Origin of the sequence: Paenibacillus xylanexedens, assembly GCF_007676705.1 — a bacterium.
Lineage (GTDB): Bacteria > Bacillota > Bacilli > Paenibacillales > Paenibacillaceae > Paenibacillus > Paenibacillus xylanexedens_C.
The window spans coordinates 39,731-65,062 of record NZ_VEBF01000004.1 but is presented as its reverse complement, the minus strand read 5'-3'; the positions used below and the strand labels follow the sequence as shown (position 1 = coordinate 65,062).

The following is a 25,332-nucleotide window of genomic DNA, read 5'->3' as shown; positions in this document are numbered from 1 at the left end:
TCCAATCAAAAAAACCGCCTGCAAAGCAGGCGGCTAACAATCTCCATGAATTAACGTGCCGCAAATTTGCGACGAGCATAACGAAATACAATGCCATGTTTCGGGGACAGCAGCAGTGCGAGAACAAATAACATTCCAGCAACAGCCACCATGCAGCCCGCGATGGAAGCATCCAGGGCGTAAGCCATGATGTAACCCCCAACCGAGGAAGCTGCTCCGATCAGGACAGCATACAGAATCATTTTGCCCAGACGATCTGTAAGCAGGTAAGCCGTCGCCGCAGGTACAATTAACATACCCACAACGAGGATCGACCCAACACTTTCAAATGAAGCTACGGACGTCATGGAAACGAGTCCCATGAGCAAATAGTGGAACAGCACTACTGGAATGCCACAGGCTGCAGCCAGCGCCGGATCGAAGGCACACAGCTTGAACTGTTTGTAGAACAGTCCGATGACAATGAGGATGACCAGCAAAGTGATGCCTAGCATCCAGACCGCCCTCGGCCCGACATCCGTGCCCCCAAGGGTTAGCGTATCCCACTGCACATAAGCGATCTCACCGAACAAGACACAGTCCAGATCCAGATCAATGTGCTGGGCGTTTAGACTAATGAGAATGACACCTACTGCAAAGAGTGCCGTGAACACAATTCCGATGGAAGCATCAGACGATAGACCACCCGCCTGCAAACTCTGTATGAAGAATACCGTCAGTAGACCAAACACGGTGGCACCGAGCAGCATCCATAACGAATCTCTGGAACCGCTCCACAGGAAAGCAATCGCAATACCGGGGAGAACCGCATGGCTGATCGCATCACCGACCAGAGCCATTCGCCGCAGGATCAGAAAACAACCGAGGATGGCGCAGGCAGAAGAAACCAGTACGGCCGTCAAGATAATCCAAAACGTTGCCATTACATCTCCCCCCGTTCCTGCTGATTTCGCTGTGCGGCGAGAGTCTGAAGTGTAGCTCGCTCTTCACGCATATATGCGGACTTCGCCTGAATACTGCGCAACCGTCGAGCTAACAGTCCACGACGTGGAGCCAGCAATGCTGATCCGGCAAACAATACCGTGGCCGCAAGAACCGTTACAGGTCCTGTCGGCAGATTAGGTACGAGTGTGCTGAAGATGGTTCCTGTTGCTCCGCTCAATGCACCAAATATGCCAGCGAGCAACACCATGAGTGCGAGTGAGTCGGTCCAGCAACGTGCCGCTGCTGCCGGAGTTACCAGCAAGGCCGCAACAAGCACGACACCAACGGCCTGAATCCCGGCAACCACCGCGATCACCGTCAAGAGCAAAATGAGTTGCTCCAACATGGCAACTGGAAGTCCCATACCTCGTGCAAAGCCCGGGTCAAAACTCACCAGTTTGAATTCCTTGAACCAGGCAAGACAGGCAATCAGTAATACGAGACATACGCCACCCATGACATACACATCCGTCATGACCATGGAGGCTGCCTGCCCAAACAAATATTTATCAAGTCCGCTTTGGCTTCCGCTCGCCCCATGCTGGATGCGCGTCAGCATCACTACGCCAACCCCGAAAAATACGGTTAACACGATTCCCATTGCCGCATCCTGCTTGATCCGTGAGTAGCGTGTAATCCACGAGATTCCGAAGGTTGCGACAATGCCAGCCACCAGAGCACCGAACAGGAATAAGCCTACAGACTTCGTTTCCGTCAACATAAATGCAATACAGATCCCGGGCAGAGCAGCATGAGCGAGGGTGTCCCCCATCAGGCTCTGCTTACGAAGAAAGGTGAAGGTGCCAATAATTCCGCTACTGAATCCCAGCAGCAGACAGCCAAGCAATATCCAACGTGTATTGGGGTCGGACAAGATGGCAATGATCCAGTTCCACATGCACTACACCTGGCCTTTCTCCGTCCGGCTTCCGATCATCGCAATCCGGCCTCCGTACGTCTCTTGCAGTGTATCCGGTACAAATACTTCGCTTGTCGGTCCGCCAGCCACCAGTCGTCCATTGAGCAGCAGCACATGGTCGAAGTATTCCTCGACTGTCGCCAGATCATGGTGAACGACCAGTACCGTCTTGCCTTGTTTCTTCAGCTGTTCCAAAAGCGATATGATCGCTTTCTCCGTGGTGGCATCCACACCTGCAAACGGCTCATCCATGAAATACAGATCCGCGTCTTGCACAAGTGCCCGCGCCAGAAAGACACGCTGCTGTTGTCCACCGGACAGCTGACTGATCTGGCGGTACATATAATCGCCCATGCCGACTTGCTCTAGGCAGTGTGCAGCCAGGTCCCGCTCCTTTTTTCCCGGACGACGGAACCAACCCAGATGACCATACCGTCCCATCATAACCACATCGAGTGCATGCGTTGGAAAATCCCAGTCGACCGATTCCCGTTGTGGCACATATCCGATACGACGACGTTGTTCCCGGTACGATTGTCCGAATATCCGAACCTCGCCATGCATCTTCGGTACCAGTCCCAGAACCGCTTTGATCAGGGTGGATTTCCCTGCGCCATTAGGTCCGAGAATTCCGATGAGTTGTCCTTCCGGAATATCAAAGGATACGCTGCTAAGTACTGGTTTTTTATGATACGCAACAGCCAGATCCCTCACACTAAGAGGAGCCGATGTTGGCTGCGTTCCCTGCAAGTGGCTGTTGTTCAGTCTCGTAGGAGTTTGTTCCAATAAAGTTGTATCTTCCATAATCCTGTAACTCCTCTCTTCATGTGATTCATTATTTCAGGGCTGCTACAATCGTCTCAACATTGTGGCGAATCATACCGATGTATGTGCCTTCTTCCGTTCCTTCAGCCCCCATGGCATCCGAGAACAGTTCTCCACCAATGCTGACCGTATGTCCTTTTTGAGCTGCTCCGGCAATGATGGCTTCCATTGCTTTTGCAGGCACACTCGATTCAACAAATACTGCTTTGATATGGTTATCTACGAGATAATCCCGCAGTTCGCTAACATCTTTTGCACCATATTCGGCTGCTGTACTGATGCCCTGAAGCCCCATCACTTTCATGCCATAAGCCTGACCGAAATATCCAAATGCATCATGCGCCGTAACCAATACCCGGCTTGCTTCCGGAATCTCCAGAATCTTCTCACGCACCTCGGCATCCAGTGCTTCGAGCTTCGCCAGATACGCCTCTGCCTGAGCCTTGTATTCTTCCGTATGGTCCGGGTCCGCCTCCACGAGCGTATCGCGTACGGCTTCTGCCGCATGCATCCAGTGGCTGACGTTAAACCAGACGTGTGGATCATATTCGGTGCCGCCTGTATCTTTGCCTGAGTGCAGTTCCTCGACTGGAATGGTCTCTGTAACGGCTGTAACCAGCTTGTTTGAGGACATTTTCTCCAAAATGTCTGTCATTTTACCTTCGAGATGCAGTCCATTATAGAAAATGACTTCCGCTTGCTCCAGCTTGCGAATATCACCTTGGGATGCCTTGTACAGGTGGGGGTCAACGCCCGGGCCCATCAGACCGGTAACATCAACATATGCCCCGCCTACCTCACGTGCTACATCCGCAATCATACCCGTTGTCGCTGTTACCTGTACTTTCCCTCCACTGCCTGTCTCTGCATTGCTTGAACACGCTGTAAGCACCACAACTAGCACCAGAGCCGCTAGCGTAATGAATCCCCTCTGAATACTCCTCATCTTCACCATTAACAATTCAACCGTCCCCTTTCCCTCTCCTAAAATACTTGTCCACATCTAATTTTGTTGTACAAGGTATTAAGTTTTAATCAAGACTAATAATGTTTCCCTTGTGCAAATTTTATCCGAAGCCAAAAAAAAAGGCAAGGGATAATTTCCCCTGCCTGTCCAAATATATTTAATTCACTTCATTAACCTGTTAGATATGAGATTAAAAGAGCTAACTTCCGCGACGTTCTTTTACATTACTCGTTGTCTTTTCCTTCGTCTTTCTTCCCTTTTGGCGTTCCGTCGAGACCATATACTTCATCGTATGCATCGAAGATTTTCCGTGCAATCGGCGAGGCACTGACTGACCCGAACCCACCTTCCGGTACAACAACAGCTACAGCAAGCTTAGGATTATCTCGTGGTGCAAAGGCAATAAATACACCATTCTCTTTCTTGTTCGGTCCGGTCCCCTGCTCTGATGTTCCTGTTTTCCGGGCATAATCGTAAGGGAAACCGTCAAATGAACTTACTTTGGTAACCATTCCTTTGTGCACTTCATTCCAGTGCGCATCGGCAAAATCAACTTCATTGAGCACTTTAGGTTTGATCTCTTTCACTACATTGCCATCCGCGTCACGAATTTCCTTCACCAGATGTGGTTCCATCCGTTTGCCTTTATTGGCAAGCATGGTCGTGTATTGTGCGAGTTGCATCGTGGTGTACTTGGCTTGTTGTCCAAAGGAGGCAAATGCCAAACGTGTTAGAGCTGATTCGTCTTTATTATTATATTCTAGCCTACCCAGAAATTCATTAGGCAGATCTACACCAGTGGACACACCCAAGCCAAATTCCTGCATGTGTTTGTGCCAGACATCGATGCCTTTCTCTGAGCCATAATTACGTAACAAACGTTTACCCACCATATCAATCATGAAGGCATTGGAGGATTTCTCAATCGCTCTTCTCGCCGTAATAGAACCATTATAAGCAGAATGCGAGTTCTTCACTTGTCGTCCGTCTTTCCCCAAAACCGCATATCCCTGATCATGATAGGTCTCTCCTGCTGTAAATAATCCCTCTTTCAATCCAATCAGCACACTTAGCGGTTTGATCACTGACCCAAGAAGTACAACGGATTCCGCCCGACTAGGCTTATCATCATTCGGTGGGAACGACTCGGTGGTTCCATTCCGAAACACATATTTGATTTTGTCATAATCCCAATCATTCGGATCATAATCCGGCATACTCGCCATAGCCACCACATTCCCCGTATCCACTTCCATGGCTACTGCGTATCCGGTAATTGCCTTAGGGAGTCTGCGCAACTCATCCGTTATCGCCTCTTGTGCGGCCATCTGAATTTCCTTGTTAATGGTGGAGACCAGGCTGTAGCCTTTCTCCGGTGGTGTTTGTAACATCGTTCCATCTGGCAGATTACGTGCGTCAATATCAATGGATTGGTAACCGCTTCGTCCACGGAGTTCTTCCTGGTATTGAAGCTCCAGCCCATCGAAGCCAACCTTCTCTTCTTCATGATAGACAAGCCCTGGATCACGCTGGGTACTTGCCCCTTCACGGATGGCCTTATATTTGGCAATGGAATCTGGTGCTCGTTTGAACTCTCTTGTGTATCCCACAACCTGAACGGCTACGCCATCCGGGTCATATTTTCTTATGTTTTCTTCCAGCACCATAACGCCCGGATAATCCGCTTTTTTCTCCATGAAAAAGGCAATTTCTTTGGTCGATAGATCAGACTTCACCAGCCTCGGCACATAGCCAAACGTTTTCTGGTAATCCAGATCCAATCGTTTGATGATCTCTTCCGCGTCCGGCTGCTCTTTGTCCCCTGGATTAAACTGCTTAAACACAGCCGCCAGATCATGAGCCAGTTCCTCTGCTTCCTGTCTACGTTCATCATTCCGGTAATCCTCATACAACAGCACATACAGGGACTGTACAGGTTCGGAATAAGCGAGCGCGACTTCCCCTGTCGCATCATAGATGGGACCACGAACAGGTGCGAGTGGAATGTCTTTGGTATTACGACTCGTTTCCATATACGTGAGTTCAGGACCCTCCACAAATTGCACAAAGGCCAACCTGAAAATGAGAATACTGAATATGACAAATGCCGCGAAAAAAAACAGATTCAGCCTTGCGGTGGAAGGCTTGTTGACGGGTGTATCTTCCTCAGTCATGGGTTTCTTTTTCAATCGGTTAAACATATTTTTAAGCCTCTCCCGTTCCTCTATAAAAATAATGTCCTATCTGTATTGTGCACCTGTTCAATCCGATATTTAATCCTTTCTCATACAAGTCTACCAAAGGTTAGCTGTCACGTCTTTCAAATTTTGGTTACATTTTCGTAAACAGAACTGTTACATTAACCAATCTACCGATTTAAATGTAAACACTGACATATCAACGTTATCCAGTTCTCCGGAAAGCGTTTACCCTTCCCTTATATAAACGTGGTATAGCTCATTTGGTTACACATTAATGCAATTAATTAGTCCATCCCCACGATCCATTCTCCGCGTGAAAAAAAAAGGACCCACGAAGGGTCCCCTCTGTAACTAATGCCTCACATCACTGTGTGCCTGATTCCGATTCTGATTCTTTATTCTTGTCTTTTTTTGGTACACCGTCGAGACCGAACTCCTCGTCATAGGCATCGAAGATCGCACGTGCAACCGGAGCCGCACTGCTCGATCCAAAGCCCCCTTCGGGGATAACCACAGCGACAGCAAGCTTCGGATTATTACGTGGTGCATAGGCGATAAACACCCCGTTATCCACCAGTTTACCGCCAACGAGTTGCGTCGATGTCCCTGTTTTTCTGGCGAAATCATATGGGAAGCCGCTAAATGCCGACACTTCAGTGGCCATGCCTCGTTGCACTTCGTTCCAGTAGGCATCGTTAAACTCTACCTTGCTCAGTACTTTCGGTTTCACTTTCTCGACCACGTTGCCTTCCGAATCCCGGAACTCGCTAACCAATTGTGGTTCCATCCGTTTTCCTTTGTTCGCCAGCATTGTGGTGTACTGTGCTAACTGCATGGTTGTATATTTCCCTTGCTGACCAAAAGAGGCATATACCAATTTGGTCAAGGAACTCTCGGAGCTTTCCCTGTATTCTTTGAGACCAGGCCGCTCATTCGGCAGATCCACCCCTGTAGATACACCAAGGCCGAATTGCTCCATATATTCATCCCATACATCAACACCCTCCGCACCATACTTCGAATACAGCTTCTTCCCGATCTCGTCGATCATGAACACGTTCGAGGAATGACGAATCGCATCATGCGGACGCATCGCACCATACACATGGCCTGAAGAGTTCTGCACTCTACGGTTGTCTCCACCAAAGGTCGTTGAACCTCTATCTGAATATACGGTATTTGTAGTGAAGAAACCTTCTTTCAAACCGATCAATACACTAAGTGGTTTGATCGTTGAACCGAGCAACACAACAGATTCCGCCCGTTTACCAGTATCATCTGGCGGGAATCCACGGATCGTACCATTTTGATAGATATATTTTATTTTATCGTAATCTTCATTGCTTATACCGCCGGTTCTCCATACGTTAGTATCATAGTCCGGCATACTGGCAGCAGATACGATTTTCCCGGTATCCACTTCCATCGCAACCGCAAACCCGGTCTTGGCATTCGGATGCAATCGACCGGAAACCGGGTTCCGGTGTAGCCAGCTCAACTGGTCCAGGATGGCCTGTTCCGTTTTCATCTGAACGTTCTTGTTAATGCTGGAAATCAGGTCATACCCTTTCTCCGGCGGGGTAGAACCTGCCACGCCTTCAGGCAAGTTACGCAAATCAACATCAACCGATGTATATCCGCTTTTGCCGCGGAGAGCATCCTGATATTGCAGCTCCAGTCCGTCAAAGCCTACGAATTCATTCTCCGTATACACAAGGCCCGGATCCGTTTGCTTTTTATTGGCCTCGTCCACCTCTTTGTACTTATTCAAGGTTTTCGAGCTTCTGAACTTCTTCAGATAACCGATCGTCTGAACCGCTACCGTGTCCGGATCATAGAATCGTACACTTTCCTCGACAATCTGAATGCCTTTGAACTCATCCTTATGCTGCAGGAAATAAGCGACTTCTTCCTCGGACAGATCACTCTTAATAAGTCGGGGCATGAAACCATTTGCCTTGCGTGAGTTCAAGTCCATAGCTTCAATGATCTGCTCCACCGTGAGTGGTTCTGAATCCTTCAGCTTGTACTGTTCAAACACGTCATGTAACCGGGTTGCGATATCCTGAATTTCCCCTATGTTAGGACTCGGTTTTCCGTCCACATCCCCATAGTTTTTATACAGCGTCAGGTATAGCGACTGAATGGGCTTGGAATAAGCCAGCTTCACTTCACCTGTCGAATCATAGATCGTGCCTCTCACAGGAGGCAGCGGTACATCCTTGGTAATGTTACTTGCTTCTTCCTGACTAAGTTCAGGGCCCTCCACGAATTGCAAAAAGGCCAAGCGTACAATAATAACGCTAAAAATAACAAAGGAAGCGAAGAAAAATACGTTCATCCGGTAGCTAAAGCGCCGTTTATCTGTAAGTTCATCCTTCTCATTGGAATGCTTTTTCATCCATCCTACCTCTTTCATGACTTGATGCATACCGCTCAAACTGGTTCTTCCCGGCATGATAACCTGGCAACGTCGTCATATTACGGACCCATGTCCGTTGTAATGTTAAGCTGATTGATCCTTTAAATGGGTGTCGGCAAAATTAGGAGGATTAAACCAGTCTCCACTGATTGCCCATGTCGGATCAAGCGGAACCCAGCTCTCGGAATCGCTCAAATACACCTCATTCCACGCATGCGGACCGTACCCTCCCTGGCCGTTATACCCAAGTCCTGTAACGACTTTGACTTCAAGTCCTTGTGAACGGGCCATCACGGCATAGAGACGAGCATAATCAATACATACGCCTTTGCGTGTATCAAATGTATTCTGCGGAGTCTGTTCATGCCATATGCCCTTTTGCTCATAGTCATCCACTTTACCATAGTCATACTGAATACGTGAACCTACCCAGTCATAGAGCGCTCTTGCTTTGGCTTCATCTGTCGATTCGCCTTTAACAACCTCACGCGCAGCAGATTCAATGTCTGTCGGAATATTATGGTCAATGACTTCATATTTGCGTTGCAGGATACCGCCAAGTTCCTTCTGCACAGCCTGCGTAAATACGGGAAGCTTGTCCTTGATGAACGTACCAGACAACGGTTCGATCACCGATTTGGCCCCTTGCATATAGATGGGAGATGCCTCCACATATCGGCTGAACATGCTCCCAGGGTAGAGACTGACAATCATGAACAGCACCGCAATGACAATCATTCCGCGGACAGAGCCTATAATCGTGCCTATCAATGCACCTGTCAACCTGCTAAACATACCTTTAGGAGCACTTTCCTCGCCTAGCCCCTGCCTGCTGCTAAACATAAATGAAGACAGCAATCCAAGAACCAATCGAATGAGTCCGTAGCTAAGTACAAATAATACAGCGAACCGCATCAGCGGAAAATCTGCAATTGCTGTAACTAACGTATAATACATCTGTTCCCACCGATTCAACTCGCGGTTAGGCATGGCTGAAGCATACGCAGACAGCCACTGCTGCACATATGGTGCAAGCCACATCGTTAAACCGATCGACAACAGAATACCAATCACCGCCATAATGCCATCCATCAGGAACCCGAAGAGTCTGCCTGCTGAACGCGAAGCCCCTCTGGACCACCCTTGTAACAATGAAGCAGCCACAATCAGCAGCAGCATAATGGTGATGCCATTAAACTCCTTCAGGCTGTCCAGCCAATTCTGCAGCACGTACTGATTCCCCCTTTACTACGATGCTGGTGCTGTCTTGTTTTCCTGTGCCTGTTCGACAAACGTACGTATCGTTTCATTGTCGAGTTTCCATTCACCGAGTGAAATTCCGCGGAAGGTCACATCAACTTTATCCGATTGCGTTCGGCCCTTAATCTCCACATTGGGACTTGTGATGGTGAATGCGCCATCCTGCCCTTTGACGTAGGTTGCTTTGGAAGCTTCCTTGAGCATCATGCTGGTCGCTTCCTTCTTCAATGTGTCCATCGTACTGGATTGTACGTCTGTCACTGTCTGTTTGATCTGATCAATGGAGATGCCGCTGTATATCAGTAGAGCCGCAATAATGATGATGGCAATCGCCCATTTCAATACGGTTTTAACCACATTCAGAACAAAGAACAAAATGATCAATGCAACCACGATCACCAGCCAGTTCTGCATCACAAACTCTTTCATTACTTCTATGTTCATGACTACACCTTCCGTATTAGAATTCATTCGTTACACTTCCCGAATATTATACATGATTTCCGAAGCTGCTGTCAGCTAAGCCCTCCCTCGTAAAAATAAACGGTCTAAGTTCGTCCCGCCAGGCGTACAAGTAGTACCATGAGGTTCTGCTAGCGAACGGGGAACACGTTCAAGGACTTGTAATTGGAACATGCATCGCTTAACAAGGAGGGGCTTATGTGAAAACAGCCATCTGGCTATACCTGTTTTTGTTCCTTGCCGTATTTGATTTGCACGCTCAGTATCCCATTTTGACCCCTTTTGCCATCTCGCTTGGAGCTGCCCCTACCTTCATCGGCTGGATGATGGGCATCTATTCCTTAACGCATCTTCCTGGCAATCTCATTGCTGGAACACAAATTGATAAACATGGTAGTCGCCGCTACATTGTGTTCAGTCTGCTTGGGGCAGGATTCATCCTGCTCTTGCAAGCCCATGTCCATACCCCATGGCAACTGCTGGCGCTGCGTTCCATCAGCGGTTTTGTGCTGGCCTTCCTGTCTCCGGCATGTCTCGCCCTGCTTGCACAGCTATCCAGCGATCCGGTGAAACAAGGAAAGTATATGTCAGGTCACGGGGTAGTTCATACGCTCGCCTCGGTTGTATCGCCAGCAGCTGGGGCAATCATTGTAGGTTCTATGGGATTTTCCGCTACATTCTCAGGCTTAGGTTATCTGCTTATACTCACAGGTGTCATTGCATTCATGACCATGCCCCGTGGTATCGTCAAACAGCATGAGAAAGTAACGGAACCTGCGAAACCTGACGTTGCACCCGCAGATGCCACTAGTGTATTCCTGCCGGTATCCTGGCGCTACTTTGCCCTGCCGCTGGTTATTGCCTGTGCGCAGGGAATCCTCTTCTTCGAATTACCCCTGCGGGGAGGAGGGCATTCATCCATGATGTCTACCGGCCTTTTGTTCTCCATAATCAGTATTGGGGCACTCTTTACACTCAGCATGTTATTTCTCAATAGGTATTCCCCCAAACTGCGACTGGTTGCAGGCGTACTACTGATGTCTTTATGTTTTTTTGTAATGGCAGCTATTCCGCAAATTCCGTTGTCTACCGTATTGTTTGTACTTGGGATGTCCAAAGGTATTATCTTTCCAGCTATGGCCACTCTATTTATCCGTCTGAGCGGAGGAAGCAAGTTGGGACGAATCTTCTCGCTGCAATCCATCGCCACTTCCATTGGTTCTTTCATCGGCCCCATCACAGCCGGGCAACTCCGTGTCGGGTTATCGCCCTATTTCATCGCCTTTGTTTTATTGATGATTGGTATGCTGCTGCTTCCATACTATACATCCAGACGCGAAGCTTCCCTGTCCGATTCGAAAAGTATATTGAATTAGGCCAGTATTTTCATTAGCTTTGCATCATTCCCCCATTTACAGCTAAACTATATAAAATGGACTGACGTTTTACACGTTGATAAAAGCTAACTGGGAAATCTATCTTTCACAATCACCGAAGGTTTTATCTTATTGACGATTATTAAGGTTGAACGATTAGCCAAAAGTAGTGAAGGGGACGGAATCGATTTTGAAGAAGCGGTAGCGTTCGCCTTTGTCTCCATATTTCAACCTATAAAAAATCAATCAGAAAATTTGGAGACAACAGCGATCGGAAGAACGATCCGTAACCGGAACGACACTGCAAGCTATTACTGACCTAATGATGCACATAAAATAAGATTTCAGAGAATTGTCTTGATGGGTTGTTCTACCCAGTTAGCAGTCGTGTAAAGAAAGGAGTCCATTTTATATATTCAGTCGATTTTCGCTGCAACATTTCCCGGGGAATGTCGACATAAGCTCTCGAACAAGAGGTGAATATGATGCCTATTCATGTCATTGTGGAAGGTAAGAATGACCGAAGCAAACTAAAACGTCTGGTTGGACCCGAAATCAACATTCTATGCACGTTTGGAACACTTAATTCACTCAAGCTGGAGACCTTGCGCAAACAGGTCGGATATGATGAAGTCTTTTTATTTATGGATAATGACAGTTCCGGCAAAAAAATTAGAGGTGTGCTTCGGGATGCTTTCCCGGATGCAGTACAGATGTATACACGACGGGGATATGCAGGTGTAGAAGGAACGCCTGATGAGTATCTCATTGCCCAGCTGGAGAAGGCCGGGTTAGAGACATACATCCAATACCCTGAACATCCTTCCTATTAAAATGAAATACCAAAAGGCTGCCTTTGGGTTGAGATCCAACCTGAAGGCAGCCTTAAGCATGATAATTAGATCATTATTCGTTGATCAGATTGCGAATATCCTCGGCAATTACAGCTGGCACGACGTCCTCTGTATTAAATGCGTTATATACCTTGCGCAGCTGGTTATTCTCATCCACCAGACCAATCATGTTCATATGGGCAAAATCGTCCTTATTCTCCCCTTCAATCAGGATCTGGAATGAATCCCTGGCGAACTGTTTTGTTTTGTCCATATCCCCTCGCAAGAAGTACCATCCTGCATAATCCGCATGGAAGCGGTCCGCAAACGTCTTAATCTTCTCTCTTGTATCGACTTTGGGGTCGAATGAAATGGATACAAACGAGACATCTTTACCGAAAGTGTCGTCCTCTTTCAACAGATCCTGCACCTGGGATAACGTAAACGTCGTAATCGGGCAGACATCTGGACAACTGGTGAAATAAAAGTAGAACAATCGGACTTTCCCTTGAGTATCCTCCAGGGATACCGTACTCCCATCTACATTTTCCATAGAAAAGGATTGGATTTCACGAATCTCGGGTAATTTTTCCTTACTGGCAAATACGGTGCCCCACATCAGATACACAGCCATAATCAGTGCGAGCCCCAGCAGCATCCATGTCCATTTGTACTTTTTCAGCATCTTCCTCGTCCCTTCTATATCTCCTCTAATGAATACGCATACATATGTGAATCAAAAAAGTCCTCATTTTCGTTACGCTTAGTCCATGCATTGTGACATATGTATTCAAAGAAACCTACTTTTTATGAGATTCTATATTATTGTAACGGTTTGAAGGAACTATGCCCATACATTATTTCAACGTTGTACATCATTCGATTTGTATCTTGCATTCTCTGGCGTAATTTCTCTCTGTATCCGATATAAAGTTTACCATAGGAAATGTGGAAATAGTTTGACAAACCACGTACATTTATTGGTTATAATACATTTATTGTCATCACTTTGGAATTTGGGGTGTTTTGCATCCTAACAGGCGGATATTATACACTATATATGGGTATCACCTAGATAGAGAAGCAATATGCCTTAGAACGATACACCACACAAAGGAGACGTTTATGGATACCTCTACACATTTTGTCATGGGGATTGGTTTAGCCGGTCTGGCTTATGTCGATCCGATCGTCGCGTCAAATCCTATGCTTGCAGCTGCGGTAATGGTTGGCACGATCGCCGGTTCCCAGGCCCCTGACATCGATACTGCGTTACGTCTCAAAAGCAATTCGCTTTACATCCGGAATCATCGGGGCTTGTCACACTCTCTGCCGTTTCTCCTGTTATGGGTTCTGCTCATCACTGGCGTTATTGCACTGATATTCCCTGGTGTCCCTATGGGTCACGTTGCCACTTGGACCGCTGTAGCCGTAGGCTTTCATGTATTCACTGATCTGTTCAATACCTATGGAACCCAAGCTGCCCGGCCTTTTACGGAACGCTGGATCGCCTGGAATATCATTCATATTTTTGATCCGTTTCTATTCACCACGCACGTTGTGGCTATCCTGTTATGGGCCTTTGATCTGTTCGCCCCTGCACCAATCTTCATTACGTTGTATAGCTTGACTGGTTTATATTATGTATGGCGGACGATTGCTCGTGCACAAGCGGTTAGAAAGGTTAGACGTCTCGATAACAGCCCAGAGCAAGCAAAATATATCGTCATTCCGACGATATCCTGGAATCGCTGGCATATCGTTAAAAAAGTTAAAGATGGCAGTTATGAGATTGGTAAAATGGATGGTTCTAATCTGGCATGGAGCCTGCACGCCTCATCTTCTACCCATGCAGCCGTTGCTGCTTCACGCAAATCGCCGGAAGTCAGTGCCTTCCTCTACTTTACCTCCTATGCGGTGGCTGAGGTTGAAGAATTGCCTGCCGGTTACAAGGTACGCTGGGCAGATGTACGTTATCGACACCGGAAACAGTATCCATTTGTCGCTGTAGTCGTGATGGATCGGAATTTCGAAACAATCGATACGTATGTGGGCTGGTTAAGTGATGAGAAGATGGATAAAAAACTTTTATCTGCACGCCCTTGACGAAGCGAGCATGGCAAGGCACAATCAGACATAGGAACTGATACGCGAGAAAGCCCGGAGCGTTTCCGCCCCGGGCTTTCTGTTTATCCTGTTTTGTTGCTGTTTGGTTAAGATAAATTATTTGCCAGACCCAGCCAGAGACTGCTCAGCGATTTGCACCAGACGTTTGGTGATATATCCACCCAAAGATCCTGTTTCACGGGAAGTGTAGTTACCATAGTAACCGTCTTGTGGGATAGTCACACCCAGTTCCTGTGCAGCCTCCATTTTCAATTGTTGCAGTGCTGCAGTCGCTTGAGGTACCACCAAGTTGTTTGAAGAACGAGATCCTTGAGCCATAATTTATAATCTCCTTTCAATCTGTGTCTGTAATGTATTGCAAGCTTGCAAGATTATTATGGCTCGTACGCTTCAGGTTATACGGAATTTTACTAAATTTGTAGATGGAGGTTTTTCCCAATGAGCAAAGGCTTATCCTTATGGTTCGCATTCTCTTCGATCATCTTGTTAGCGGTTACAGCAATTACAATCTCCTACTCTGGTTGGTTAGCCGCACTACTGTTTGTGCTGTCCATTGCCAACATTGGTTGGGGATTTGTGATTCGCGCCAAAAAAGAACGTCAGGAAGTTCGCTCGACCGCTTCAGAGCCTACTTCTTGACCAGGTCATTTTATAATTCAATAATAAACGTACAAATAAAGAGGAGTCCTTCATTAGGGCTCCTCTTTATTCATGTTAACTATTCATTGCGTGAAATATGATGATTGTACACCACTACAGTTTACGTTTAGGAACAAACCCCATACGTTCTTTCACTGCATCCAACGTTTGAGCAGCAACTTCTTCTGCACGGCGGGCTGATGTATCCAAGACTTCGGCCAATTCGCCAGACTCGCGAATCTCATTATACCGTTGTTGCAGCGGTTCAATTACAGACACAACCACTTCAGCCAGTTCCTTTTTGAACGGACCATACATCTTGCCTTCATAACGCTCCGCTACTTCCTTAAGCGTCATACCGGCACATTCCGCGTAGATACTCATCAGATTGCTAACTTCCGGTTTGTTCGCCGGATCGTATACCACTTCACGCCCGGAATCCGTTGTAGCACGGCTGATTTTTTTGCGAATAACATCTGGCGGATCAAGTAGAGCGATATAGCTGCCAGCGTTAGGGTTACTTTTGCTCATTTTCGAAGAGGCATCATCAAGTGACATGACCCGAGCACCCACCTGTGGAATATACGGATCTGGAATGGTAAAGTACTCCCCATAACGGTGGTTAAAACGTCCTGCCAGATCACGTGTCAGCTCCAAATGCTGCTTCTGGTCCTCACCTACTGGCACAAGGTCAGCATTGTATAACAAGATATCAGCAGCCATTAATGATGGATAAACGAACAGTCCGGCACCAACGGAGTCTTTACCGGATGATTTATCCTTAAATTGAGTCATACGCTCAAGCTCACCCATGGAGGTCAGCGTAGTCATCAACCAGCCCAGTTCCGCGTGCTGCGGTACATGGGATTGCAGAAATACGTTGGATTTCGACGGATCTATGCCTGCTGCAATAAACAGCGCAGCTACAGCTTCTGACTGTTCACGCAATGCTGCCGGCTCTTGAGCCACGGTGATGGCATGAAGATCAACCACCATGAAATGACACTGATAGTCATGCTGGAGTTTCACAAAATTTTTGATTGCACCAATATAATTACCTAATGTGAGCTTGCCGCTCGGTTGAATACCTGAAAGTACTGTTTTCATTGCACATAACGCCTCCCTGATTGTATATAAAAAGCTCCCGCCATTCTCTGCGAACGCAAAAAGGCCCCACATCCGCAAGGGACGTGAGACCGTGGTGCCACCCTTATTCGCTTTTCTTCCATTGCTCCTGACCCTGAATTCAAGTCAAGCTGAAGAAATGCCTTCATTGTTCCGTAACGTGGATTATACGGCAGACTCTAGTGGGGCAAGCCTATCGATGGGCTACGCCTGTTCAAATCCACACTCAAGGGTCCATTCGGTAAAAAGCTCACACCGGTTCGCATCAACCACCGGCTTTCTGAAGAGAGTTCTCTTGGCCTACTTATCCCTGTCATCGATTTCATGTCATTTAATTTTAACTAAATGCTTTCAGAGTTCCATCTTAATGCGCACAGGCGCGAATGTCAAAATGAGATGAACTTTTTTACCCCGCACACTAAAATCTGTTATGATGGAATTGCTTATCCTATTGTTTACTTTACTCAAAGTAGAGCAGGAAATAGCTGGCATGTACACAATGACACGCCTGCAGCAGATCGTCATCACAACTGCTTGCAGACAGATTTCAAGTGGGAAAAGGAGCATCGATATGAAACAAGTGACCAAAGGCCAATGGAATGGTTACGACACGTATATCCTACATAGCCGTGAATTGGAAATCACCCTGCTGCCGCGTCTAGGAAATAATATTATTTCTATTCGCGATTTGGTGCAGGACAGAGATGTCGTCCGTCGTCCGGATGAAGACGATCTTGCCTTTTATCTGCAGAAGCCGTACCATTTTGGCGTTCCTCTTCTGATTCCACCAGGACGCATTCATCGGGGACAATTCGAATATGAAGGTGTTCGTTACCAGTTTGATCAGAACACGGCGAATGACAACCATATACACGGTCTCCACCGTACCCAATCCTGGTGTGTCAGTGACATTGAGGAAGATGAAGACGGCTGTGCAATTACGACCGAATTACTGACTGAAAATGAAGATCACTGGATGGCTCAATTCCCGATTCCCCTGAAGCTTGAGATGACGTTCAGTCTGCAAAACGCTGTATTTAGCCAGCGTCTGCGAGTCACCAATCTGAGCTCAACACCTGCTCCATTCGGGATGGGATATCATACATGGTTTTTGCTAGACGGCAAACCTGCCGACTGGACATTGCAAGTGCCTGTTTCCGGACTATACGGACAGAATGAAGAACAACTCCCTACAGGTGAAATAGAATCTCTAGGTGAATGGTCTGCTCTGAACGAAGGCATCAACTTGCAGGGACGTAACTGGGATACTTTGTTGAAAGCTACCGAAGGTGAACCAGCCACGGCTTACTTACGCAGACAAGATGGTTATACATTGAAATATTCAGCAGATGAAGCATTTTTCAAACACTGGGTTCTCTTTACCAAAGGTGAATCCGATCAATTCTTGTGCATTGAACCGTATACTTGGCTCCCGGATGCACCCAATCTGGCTTTGTCGGATGATCAGACAGGGTTAATTCGTCTTGAACCGGAACAGCCTATTGAGCTATTTACACGTATTGAGGTTATACCTCCTACAGACTAAGCGAGCTTATCATCCTCTATGTTGCTTTTGCGCATATGACCCTATATTTTGATATCCTTATACAACTTGTCGACCCGCATTGGGTCGGCTTTTTTATATGACATATCTACCATTAATCATCCATATTTTCCCTTACGCCATATCATGTATATTTCCGTTTTCTCTAACCATACTAACATCACCAACCCATAAGGAGGTGACACATATGTACGGAAGTCAAAACCAAGGTAGCGGTAGCCGCTCCAACAACCTGGTCGTTCCCCAAGCAAATGCTGCTTTGCAACAATTGAAAATAGAAGCTGCACAAGAGCTGGGTGTAACGATTCCACAAGATGGTTACTACGGTAACTATACTTCCCGTGAGACAGGTTCTCTGGGTGGATACATCACTAAACGTCTGGTGCAAATCGCTGAGCAGCAATTATCGGGTCGTTCGTAAGCTCGTAATTTTTGCTTAAGTAGCGTTAAAAAACAAAAGCGGCCTTCTTCGGAAGTGCCGCTTTCTCTTGTGCAATGAATTATGAGGTCGACTCCATACCTGAATCCTTGTTGTATGTATTGGTTCTAGGGTAACGAATCATAAGGCTGGCCATATTGTAATTGGATTCCATCGTTGCATCTACCAAAATCATACCTTGTCTTACTGTGAAGTCATACGCTATTTCTCCATGTGTCCAATTACGCTTGAATTTCAACGTTTCCAGAGCCATCGCTCGGAAAGAAGTTCTTTGGGTATCGTTTAATCCTCCATCCTCGATTTCCATCTGTCCATCGCGTCCGGTTATCGGATTATGTCGAATTCCAAATTTCCCAATTACGTTGTTTCGTATTTGCACAAAAACTACCCCTGAATCTAAACCTGATAATTCATGATCAAGCTCTTTGAATACCAAATCTAATTGTCGTGCTAATGAAAGCTGTTCAATTTTCATAATAACACTCCTCCTATAAGCTTATAGTCCTACATGACAAGGACTTACGACTCATTATATGACATCATATGTGCTCATTCAACAAAGAATGATAAACTTGGGTAATTATGACTATAATTTGCGCAATTAATTGCCATTCCACTTCCTTAAACCGAGTTTTTTCACTTATTTGCGACAAAATATTCGAGAACTAAAAATCGGGATCTCGAACAAAAAAAGCTGCAATCCCGTGTCTGTTAACACGGGATTGCAGCCATTTCATATATCTTCAACCTATTTTTCGGTTGCTGTCATCTGCAGAAACTGCTCAATATCGGCAATAACCAAGTCCGCAGCATTTTGCCAGAAATCCGGTTGTGTCAGGTCCGTACCCAGATGTTTCTGAGCAAGTTCTTCAACTGTCATACGCCCTGTATCACGTAATAAATCATCATATTTATCTGCAAATGCTGTACCTTCCTGCTGTGCTCTTGCATAGATTCCCGCACTGAACATATAACCGAACGTGTATGGGAAGTTATAGAATGGCACACCTGTCAGATAGAAATGAAGTTTGGATGCCCAGAAATGAGGATGATCTGATGCAAGCGCGCCGCAGAACGCTTCCTGCTGTGCCTCCACCATTAATTTGGATAACTCATCCGCGTTGACCAGGCCTTTTTTGCGTTGTTCATAGAAACGATTCTCAAACAGGAACCGTGCATGGATATTCATAAAGAACGCCACACTGCGCTGTATTTTGTCTTCCAGCAACGCCAGCTTCTCTTGCTCATCTGTTGCCGCCTGTACCAGGGCATCTGCTACAATCAGTTCGGCAAATGTGGACGCCGTCTCTGCCACATTCATCGCATAGCGCTGATTCAATGCAGGCAACTCTTCCATAATGTGTTGGTGATATCCATGACCAAGTTCATGCGCAAGAGTCGACACATTGGATGGCGTCCCGGAGAAGGTCATGAAAATTCGGGTTGCTTTGCTAAGTGGCAGAGACGTACAGAATCCTCCTGGGCGCTTGCCAGGACGATCTTCTGCTTCGATCCAGCGTTTCTCGAAAGCCATCTCTGCAAAAGAAGAAAGTTTAGGACTGAACTTAGCAAACTGTTCAACAATATTGATCGCTGCCTCATCGTAAGTGATTTTGCCACTCGATTGGCCTACAGGTGCGTCTACATCGCTCCAGCTGAGCTTGTCTACACCCAACAGTTCCGCCTTGCGCTCCAGATACTGAACAAGGGCAGGTTTAGCCCCGTTAATCACATCCCACATCGTATCCAGTGTCTGACGTGACATCCGGTTGATGGCCAGCGGTTCTTTGAGGATATCATCCCAGCCGCGTTTCTCATATAACTTCAGACGGAATCCTGCGAGGTGGTTTAGTGTATCTGCACAGAAATCTTCGACATCGGTCCAAGCCTGCTCCCAGTTGGCGAATACCGTCTCGCGTACGTTCCGATCACTATCGCTCAGCTTGTTGGCAGCCTGTCCTGCGGACAGCACCACCGTTTCCCCATCTTGCTCAAATGGAATGTTTACCTTGCTGACAATCGTGTTATAGAATTTGCCCCAACCATGGTAACCATCCACACCCAGATCCAGAGCAAGACCTTCCAGTTCTGGCGACAGCTTCTCACGAGCCAACGTGCGACTCTCGTTCAATGCAAATGCCAGTGGCAGGATATCTTCCCGAGCAATCCACTCATCCCACACCGAATCCGATGTCTGACTAAGTGTATTATCGAACTTCGACTTACTGCCGTTCAACATCGCACTAAGGGAACTGATTGCCCCCTGAAGCTGCGTTGCCTTCTTGTCCTTCTGATTTTGCGATGAGAGGCAGCCTACAAACGCAGAACCTTCCGATATGCGGACATAGCAGCTTTGCAGCAGTTCCAAAATGGGATCAAATGCAGCCGTCTCTTCTAATGAAGTCGGTGCAGGCGTTTCGTTCAACAGATGTTGCAGTTTACGTACATCCTCTTCCAGTTCAATCAGATATGCAGCGAATGATTCGGAGGAAGAACCTCCACTAAAAATGGACTCCAGATCCCATACGGGGTGTAATGGCGTTTTCATTTAATCAGGCACCTCTCTCTATAAATTTGATCATTAGGATTGAATTAAAAACTGGTTTTCTGTGTGCTGTATCTCTATACTAGAGAAATAGCTACAGAGGTTGTTCAAAAAGTCCACTTTTGATTACGAATCATGCCTAACGGCATCATCAGCATCGAATATGAAATTCAGCCGAAATAAGCGGATGCTTACGAAGGTTGTTTCCTTTGGAAACAATGTAGTTGCTCACGTAGTTTGCCTACGCTCCGCTACTCCATTTCTAGCTTCATTCCATCTTCTCGGTACTGAAAACCAGACTTTTTGAACATGTATTCATAGCAACTTTCAGGAGGTAAACGTATGAAACCTTTACAAGTATCGGCTGATACAGCCGTCAAATTAGCAGAATCCTTGGGCGTACCTTTGGAGCACCTGATGCACATGCCCCAACATATCCTGATGCAGAAGATTGCGGAACTCGCCAAACAAGAAGCATCCAAACCTGCCGCAACAGAAGGCGAACAGGAATGATTCCGTTTGAAAACAGCTGGCCTTACGATATTGTCATGGGAGATATCTATGTTCAGCAATGCCCTTACTGTCATGCAAGCAATGTGCTGCTCCCCCTTAAACCGAAAGAGCTTGTGCTCATTCGTGAAGGAAAAAAGAAATTACTGGTCTTCCCCTGCTGTAATACCAGCATGACCGTGATCGACAACGACAGTGACTATTTGTTATCCAGCCGTCCAGTCCGTAACTAATCAAGATTTAACTTAAAGGGGGCTACGTTTCGTAGCCTCTTTCTCTGCTTCCAGCATCTCTTCTGGGAGTTCCAGCTTGCCTGAAATCATCTGTTCGCGCAGCACGGCCCACTGTTCTCTTGAAGCACGAATCATAGCCGCATCTGTGATCCGCTTGTCATGAATGACCTTGCCGAACCATTGCACCGCTTCATTGAACCGGCCTACCCTGCGGTTCAATTCCCCGAGCAGATACAACAGTTTGGCTTCATTGCCACCCGTTCCTTCACGTTCGAATACCTTGACATAAGCCTCAAGGCTAAATTCAAGAAAACGATGTTCCTGTGCATGATCCTCCATATAACGATACAGCCAGGCAATATGATGCAGCAGGCCAGCGACGACACGGTCTTTCTCCTGGATAACCTGTGCGCACAGCAAGGCGAGCTTGTACGTAGCCAGGGCCTGGTCCAATGTCCGTGCTCCACTATAATCACGTTTCACCCAGCGATTACCGATCTGTTCCTTAAAAGCCTTGCGCTGAGCATCATTCAAATGCTCCGTTGCGTTCTCCGTGGAGGCAAACCCGCACTGCGGGCAGATGCGAACCACATAAAAATCCGGATTCTCCAGCTTGTAGTAAGCACAAAAATCGGAATCCGTTCGGTAGGGTCTTTTCAAGCTCGGTCTTACCCGTGAGGTGTCATACTCGGTTTCGCAATAATGACACGTCACTTTCACCTTATACAGCGGCTCTAATTCCACTCGCTCCCATCCCTCTCCCGTACGCTTATAATCCTAATCGGAACTATGGTGTATTCACAAAATGATGTGCAGGCCCGGATAAACGCTGCAGGATAAACGAATGCAAGGGCTCCTCCACACCGATCTGTGTTAACGCCTGATTCATACATGCAAGCCAAGCCTCAGCCCGTTCAACCGTCACTTCAAAGTGCATATGACGGGCACGCATCATTGGATGTCCAAATGCTTCGGAAAACAGCCCTGGCCCTCCAAAAAACTGAGACAAAAACATATACTGCTTGTCGATGACCGGCTGAATATCTTCCGGAAAAAGTGGCGCCAGTTGCTCATTCTGCTGAACGATCGGATAGAAAGCCTCGACCAGTGCGCGAACACCTTTCTCGCCGCCAAGATTGTCATAAATACTCAAACTGGGATTCATTCGTCTGATTCCCCTTTCTGATGTCGAATTTTGCCATATATTACACGTTCCGTGAACATTGTGAAAACAGTAACAATATCCAGGCTACAAAAGCCTTTATCTCCATTCTATCAAAAAAAACCAAAAAGTCCTATATAACATGAAATCATCAGGATGCATGACCAGCTATCTGTATATAGGACCTTTTTCAAAACATTACACAAAAAAAGCGCCAACCGCATGGGTTGGCGCACTAGATATTCCATTAATAACTCCGCCAATCCTCTTCCTCAGAGCGTACCAGCGAGGCACGTATCACATATACAAAAGCACAGACCAGGATCCCGGTGACAAGACTCATGATCATCACTCCATCCGAATTGAATTCCACCTTGGAGACAATTAGGTGACGTTCAGGCGTTTTTCCCATTTTAGCACACATCACTCAAAAACACAGCCACTTTTGCAAGCGCTTTCTATATATAATTTTGTACTGTTTGTCCGCTTTTTTTCATATATTGATGGCAAAAGCGCCACTGACTGCTGCACACCGACCATTCCAAAAATAAAGGAGAAGAACTCATGGCTGCTCCACAACGACTCACCCATGTCCTGATCACACTCGCTCTCCTGATCCTTTGTGTGTTAATGGTCTTGTTCCCAGCGGAAACCTGGCATGCAGGTGTACGCGGACTGTCCATCTGGTGGGACGTATTGTTTCCCTCCCTTTTTCCTTTTTTAGTGCTGTCCGAGCTGCTGCTCGGATTCGGGATTGTTCATTTTCTCGGTACGTTGCTGAACCCACTAATGCGTCCATTGTTCCGTGTGCCCGGAAGCGGTGGTTTTGTATTTGCCGTAAGTTGTGCATCCGGTTATCCTACAGGGGCTAAACTGACCGCCCAGTTATGGGAACAAAAATTGGTTACTCGGGAAGAAGGAGAACGGCTCGTTGCCTTCACCACATCATCCGATCCGATCTTCATGATAGGAGCTGTATCGGTTGGGTTCTTTCACAATGTTGCCATTGCTCCAGTATTGGTTGCAAGCCATTATGCTGCTGCTTTTCTGGTGGGTGTGCTCATGCGTTTCCACGGGGGTGCAGCGAAAGGCTCACACCCAGACATCTCTTCTAAAGCTCCATCAGAGGAGAAGCATCAAAACAGACTAATCCGCGCCATCTATGCGATGCATGAAGCAAGAAAGGCTGACGGACGGGCATTTGGTGAACTGTTGCGCCAGGCAGTCTCCTCATCCCTTCGCCTTATTATTATCGTAGGAGGGCTGGTTGTATTCTTCTCGGTCATGATGGAGTTACTTGTGCAGACCGGTTGGCTTGGCGGATTGTACAGGATTACCGAGCAATTGCTACAGTATACCGGATTGCCTCCATCCTTATCTCCTAGCTTGGTCGGGGGTTTATTTGAAGTAACACTGGGGGCCAAGGAAGCTGGAGGTGTCAGTACCTCTATTCCACTCGTATATAAAGTAGCGGCAGCTGCATTTGTACTCTCCTGGGGCGGACTATCCGTCCATGCGCAGATTATGAGTGTCCTCAGTAACACACCAATGAGATACGGCCCCTTTCTATTTGCCAGGGCGATACATGCGCTAATCGCACCTGTGCTCGTCCTGCTGTTATGGACACCCATGATGGGGCGTTCTACTTCCCCTGTTCTAATGGAGCCCGGTTTCATCCCATCATTATCGACGTATACACCGGACTGGGGACTGATCTTTTTGTCCGGAATGATTGTTTTTGTAAGCCTCACCGTGTTGTTGCTATTGTTGGCGGCATTAAGTTCCATTCTCAAACCTAGTCGACAAGCCAAAAAATAAGCCTACCATTCATCTACATTTAACTGAATATGCATCCAAACGTTGTGTTCTTCCGCGGAATTGATTATCATCGGTAGTATAATGACCACAAAGGAGCTTTCATCTTGAGATACTATGTTCAAGACCGCGGAGACCAGTTATCGATTGATCTCAGTCAGCAGTTTCATGCGCTGGCGAAGGAAGAAGGGTTCAAGCTGGATGCAGAATCGCCGGAGATCGTCATCTCCATCGGGGGCGATGGTACGATGCTGCAGGCATTTCACAATTTCATCGACCGCATTCCGGATATTGCTTTTGTTGGGGTTCATACAGGCCATCTCGGCTTTTATGCCGATTGGAAGAAGGAAGAATTACGTGAATTAGTTAGACTGATGAGTGGCAAAGGAGATCCGGAGCGGCTTAAGCCACGTATTGTACAATATCCACTTCTGGAGCTTGAGATTCGTAAAAAGTCGGGGAATTCCTCTTACATTGCACTTAATGAATTTACATTAAAAGGTGTGGACGGTACCGTCGTGGCCCAGGTCGATATTAACGATGTGACTTTTGAAATGTTCCGTGGAGATGGAATCTGTGTGTCCACGCCATCAGGCAGTACAGCATACAACAAAGCCCTTGGCGGTGCCATGGTGCATCCAACCATTGAGGCCATTCAGATTGCGGAGATTGCTTCGATCAATAACAGAGTCTATCGGACACTCGGTTCACCGGTTATTTTGCCCAAGCATCATCATTGTGATATTTTCTCCCGTAAGGATCAGCGGTTATTAATGACGATTGATCATGTGAACGTAATGGTGGAGGATCTCATATCTGTGCGTTGTCAGGTATCCAATCACAAGGTTAGTTTTGCGCGTTTCCGTCCTTATCCATTCTGGAATCGGGTCCGCACGGCATTTCTGGACTAACATACACACCAAA

27 protein-coding genes and 1 other annotated feature are annotated in these 25,332 nt (G+C 46.9%); of the genes, 11 read left to right on the top strand and 16 right to left on the bottom strand.

The window, feature by feature from the left end; genetic code table 11:
* Positions 1-50: 50 nt before the first annotated feature.
* From FS628_RS21650 to FS628_RS21615, 8 genes are all read right to left on the bottom strand, one after another.
* Positions 51-923, bottom strand: a complete 873-nt coding sequence (locus FS628_RS21650) for a metal ABC transporter permease (RefSeq protein WP_145325076.1) — start codon at positions 921-923, stop codon at positions 51-53.
* Complete coding sequence (locus FS628_RS21645) at positions 923-1,882, bottom strand: metal ABC transporter permease (RefSeq protein WP_145325075.1); 960 nt, start codon at positions 1,880-1,882, stop codon at positions 923-925. The genes FS628_RS21650 and FS628_RS21645 overlap by 1 nt, the downstream gene beginning before the upstream one ends.
* Positions 1,883-1,885: 3 nt before the next feature.
* Positions 1,886-2,707, bottom strand: a complete 822-nt coding sequence (locus FS628_RS21640) for a metal ABC transporter ATP-binding protein (RefSeq protein ID WP_260871136.1) — start codon at positions 2,705-2,707, stop codon at positions 1,886-1,888.
* A 31-nt stretch (positions 2,708-2,738) separates the two neighbouring features.
* Entirely contained in the window at positions 2,739-3,683 is a 945-nt protein-coding gene (locus FS628_RS21635; protein ID WP_145325074.1) for a metal ABC transporter solute-binding protein, Zn/Mn family, read from the bottom strand.
* 236 nt (positions 3,684-3,919) lie between these two features.
* A complete protein-coding gene (locus FS628_RS21630; protein WP_145325073.1) occupies positions 3,920-5,896 on the bottom strand; it encodes a peptidoglycan D,D-transpeptidase FtsI family protein in 1,977 nt (658 codons plus the stop codon).
* 364 nt (positions 5,897-6,260) lie between these two features.
* Positions 6,261-8,297 (bottom strand): peptidoglycan D,D-transpeptidase FtsI family protein, encoded by a 2,037-nt coding sequence (locus FS628_RS21625; protein WP_145325072.1) that lies wholly within the window; start codon positions 8,295-8,297, stop codon positions 6,261-6,263.
* 105 nt (positions 8,298-8,402) lie between these two features.
* Entirely contained in the window at positions 8,403-9,548 is a 1,146-nt protein-coding gene (locus FS628_RS21620) for a transglutaminase domain-containing protein (protein ID WP_145325071.1), read from the bottom strand.
* Positions 9,549-9,566: 18 nt separating this feature from the next.
* Positions 9,567-10,049: an ATPase gene (locus tag FS628_RS21615; RefSeq protein WP_186327914.1), complete on the bottom strand. Its 483-nt coding sequence runs from the start codon at positions 10,047-10,049 to the stop codon at positions 9,567-9,569.
* A gap of 191 nt (positions 10,050-10,240) precedes the next feature.
* Between FS628_RS21615 and FS628_RS21610 the strand changes: the two genes are divergently transcribed.
* The 3 genes from FS628_RS21610 (at position 10,241) to FS628_RS21600 (ending at position 12,249) form a co-directional block, all read left to right on the top strand.
* Positions 10,241-11,416: an MFS transporter gene (locus tag FS628_RS21610; RefSeq protein WP_145325070.1), complete on the top strand. Its 1,176-nt coding sequence runs from the start codon at positions 10,241-10,243 to the stop codon at positions 11,414-11,416.
* A 132-nt stretch (positions 11,417-11,548) separates the two neighbouring features.
* A complete protein-coding gene (locus FS628_RS21605; protein ID WP_145325069.1) occupies positions 11,549-11,734 on the top strand; it encodes a hypothetical protein in 186 nt (61 codons plus the stop codon).
* A 167-nt stretch (positions 11,735-11,901) separates the two neighbouring features.
* Entirely contained in the window at positions 11,902-12,249 is a 348-nt protein-coding gene (locus FS628_RS21600; protein ID WP_145325289.1) for a toprim domain-containing protein, read from the top strand.
* A gap of 73 nt (positions 12,250-12,322) precedes the next feature.
* Here FS628_RS21600 and FS628_RS21595 read toward each other — a convergent pair whose 3' ends face one another.
* Positions 12,323-12,934 carry an SCO family protein gene (locus tag FS628_RS21595; RefSeq protein WP_145325068.1) on the bottom strand — a complete coding sequence of 204 codons (612 nt, stop codon included), beginning with the start codon at positions 12,932-12,934 and terminating at the stop codon, positions 12,323-12,325.
* Between the two features lie 440 nt (positions 12,935-13,374).
* Between FS628_RS21595 and FS628_RS21590 the strand changes: the two genes are divergently transcribed.
* Positions 13,375-14,355: a metal-dependent hydrolase gene (locus tag FS628_RS21590; RefSeq protein ID WP_145325067.1), complete on the top strand. Its 981-nt coding sequence runs from the start codon at positions 13,375-13,377 to the stop codon at positions 14,353-14,355.
* Positions 14,356-14,472: 117 nt separating this feature from the next.
* On the opposite strand, the gene FS628_RS21585 is transcribed toward FS628_RS21590, so the two are convergent.
* Positions 14,473-14,694 carry an alpha/beta-type small acid-soluble spore protein gene (locus FS628_RS21585; protein ID WP_056702318.1) on the bottom strand — a complete coding sequence of 74 codons (222 nt, stop codon included), beginning with the start codon at positions 14,692-14,694 and terminating at the stop codon, positions 14,473-14,475.
* Between the two features lie 120 nt (positions 14,695-14,814).
* On the opposite strand from FS628_RS21585, the gene FS628_RS21580 reads away from it, so the two are divergent.
* Positions 14,815-15,015 carry a hypothetical protein gene (locus FS628_RS21580; protein ID WP_145325066.1) on the top strand — a complete coding sequence of 67 codons (201 nt, stop codon included), beginning with the start codon at positions 14,815-14,817 and terminating at the stop codon, positions 15,013-15,015.
* Between the two features lie 114 nt (positions 15,016-15,129).
* Here the strand turns inward: FS628_RS21580 and trpS are convergent, their stop codons facing one another.
* Complete coding sequence (trpS, locus tag FS628_RS21575) at positions 15,130-16,122, bottom strand: tryptophan--tRNA ligase (protein ID WP_145325065.1); 993 nt, start codon at positions 16,120-16,122, stop codon at positions 15,130-15,132.
* A 74-nt stretch (positions 16,123-16,196) separates the two neighbouring features.
* Positions 16,197-16,466 (bottom strand) — a binding site (T-box leader).
* 245 nt (positions 16,467-16,711) lie between these two features.
* Between trpS and FS628_RS21570 the strand changes: the two genes are divergently transcribed.
* Both FS628_RS21570 and FS628_RS21565 read left to right on the top strand, forming a co-directional pair.
* Positions 16,712-17,686 (top strand): aldose 1-epimerase, encoded by a 975-nt coding sequence (locus tag FS628_RS21570; RefSeq protein ID WP_145325288.1) that lies wholly within the window; start codon positions 16,712-16,714, stop codon positions 17,684-17,686.
* A gap of 205 nt (positions 17,687-17,891) precedes the next feature.
* Complete coding sequence (locus tag FS628_RS21565; protein WP_145325064.1) at positions 17,892-18,125, top strand: alpha/beta-type small acid-soluble spore protein; 234 nt, start codon at positions 17,892-17,894, stop codon at positions 18,123-18,125.
* Positions 18,126-18,204: 79 nt separating this feature from the next.
* Here the strand turns inward: FS628_RS21565 and FS628_RS21560 are convergent, their stop codons facing one another.
* Together FS628_RS21560 and FS628_RS21555 are read right to left on the bottom strand one after the other, a co-directional pair.
* Positions 18,205-18,621, bottom strand: coding sequence for an O-methyltransferase (locus tag FS628_RS21560; RefSeq protein WP_145325063.1), 417 nt, complete (start codon positions 18,619-18,621; stop codon positions 18,205-18,207).
* 270 nt (positions 18,622-18,891) lie between these two features.
* Positions 18,892-20,691, bottom strand: a complete 1,800-nt coding sequence (locus FS628_RS21555) for a M3 family oligoendopeptidase (RefSeq protein WP_145325062.1) — start codon at positions 20,689-20,691, stop codon at positions 18,892-18,894.
* Positions 20,692-21,030: 339 nt separating this feature from the next.
* Between FS628_RS21555 and FS628_RS21550 the strand changes: the two genes are divergently transcribed.
* Positions 21,031-21,201 carry a YycC family protein gene (locus FS628_RS21550; protein WP_105409906.1) on the top strand — a complete coding sequence of 57 codons (171 nt, stop codon included), beginning with the start codon at positions 21,031-21,033 and terminating at the stop codon, positions 21,199-21,201.
* Positions 21,198-21,431, top strand: a complete 234-nt coding sequence (locus FS628_RS21545) for a hypothetical protein (protein WP_017692378.1) — start codon at positions 21,198-21,200, stop codon at positions 21,429-21,431. Before FS628_RS21550 ends, FS628_RS21545 begins: the two co-directional genes overlap by 4 nt.
* A 12-nt stretch (positions 21,432-21,443) precedes the next feature.
* Here FS628_RS21545 and FS628_RS21540 read toward each other — a convergent pair whose 3' ends face one another.
* The 3 genes from FS628_RS21540 to FS628_RS32045 form a co-directional block, all read right to left on the bottom strand.
* Complete coding sequence (locus FS628_RS21540; RefSeq protein ID WP_145325061.1) at positions 21,444-22,175, bottom strand: DUF2225 domain-containing protein; 732 nt, start codon at positions 22,173-22,175, stop codon at positions 21,444-21,446.
* A 43-nt stretch (positions 22,176-22,218) separates the two neighbouring features.
* Positions 22,219-22,596 carry a globin domain-containing protein gene (locus FS628_RS21535; RefSeq protein ID WP_145151723.1) on the bottom strand — a complete coding sequence of 126 codons (378 nt, stop codon included), beginning with the start codon at positions 22,594-22,596 and terminating at the stop codon, positions 22,219-22,221.
* A gap of 244 nt (positions 22,597-22,840) precedes the next feature.
* Entirely contained in the window at positions 22,841-23,005 is a 165-nt protein-coding gene (locus FS628_RS32045) for a hypothetical protein (RefSeq protein WP_222125274.1), read from the bottom strand.
* A gap of 152 nt (positions 23,006-23,157) precedes the next feature.
* Between FS628_RS32045 and ylbJ the strand changes: the two genes are divergently transcribed.
* Entirely contained in the window at positions 23,158-24,411 is a 1,254-nt protein-coding gene (ylbJ, locus tag FS628_RS21530) for a sporulation integral membrane protein YlbJ (RefSeq protein WP_145325060.1), read from the top strand.
* Positions 24,412-24,515: 104 nt separating this feature from the next.
* Complete coding sequence (locus FS628_RS21525) at positions 24,516-25,319, top strand: NAD kinase (RefSeq protein WP_145325059.1); 804 nt, start codon at positions 24,516-24,518, stop codon at positions 25,317-25,319.
* Positions 25,320-25,332 lie beyond the last annotated feature (13 nt).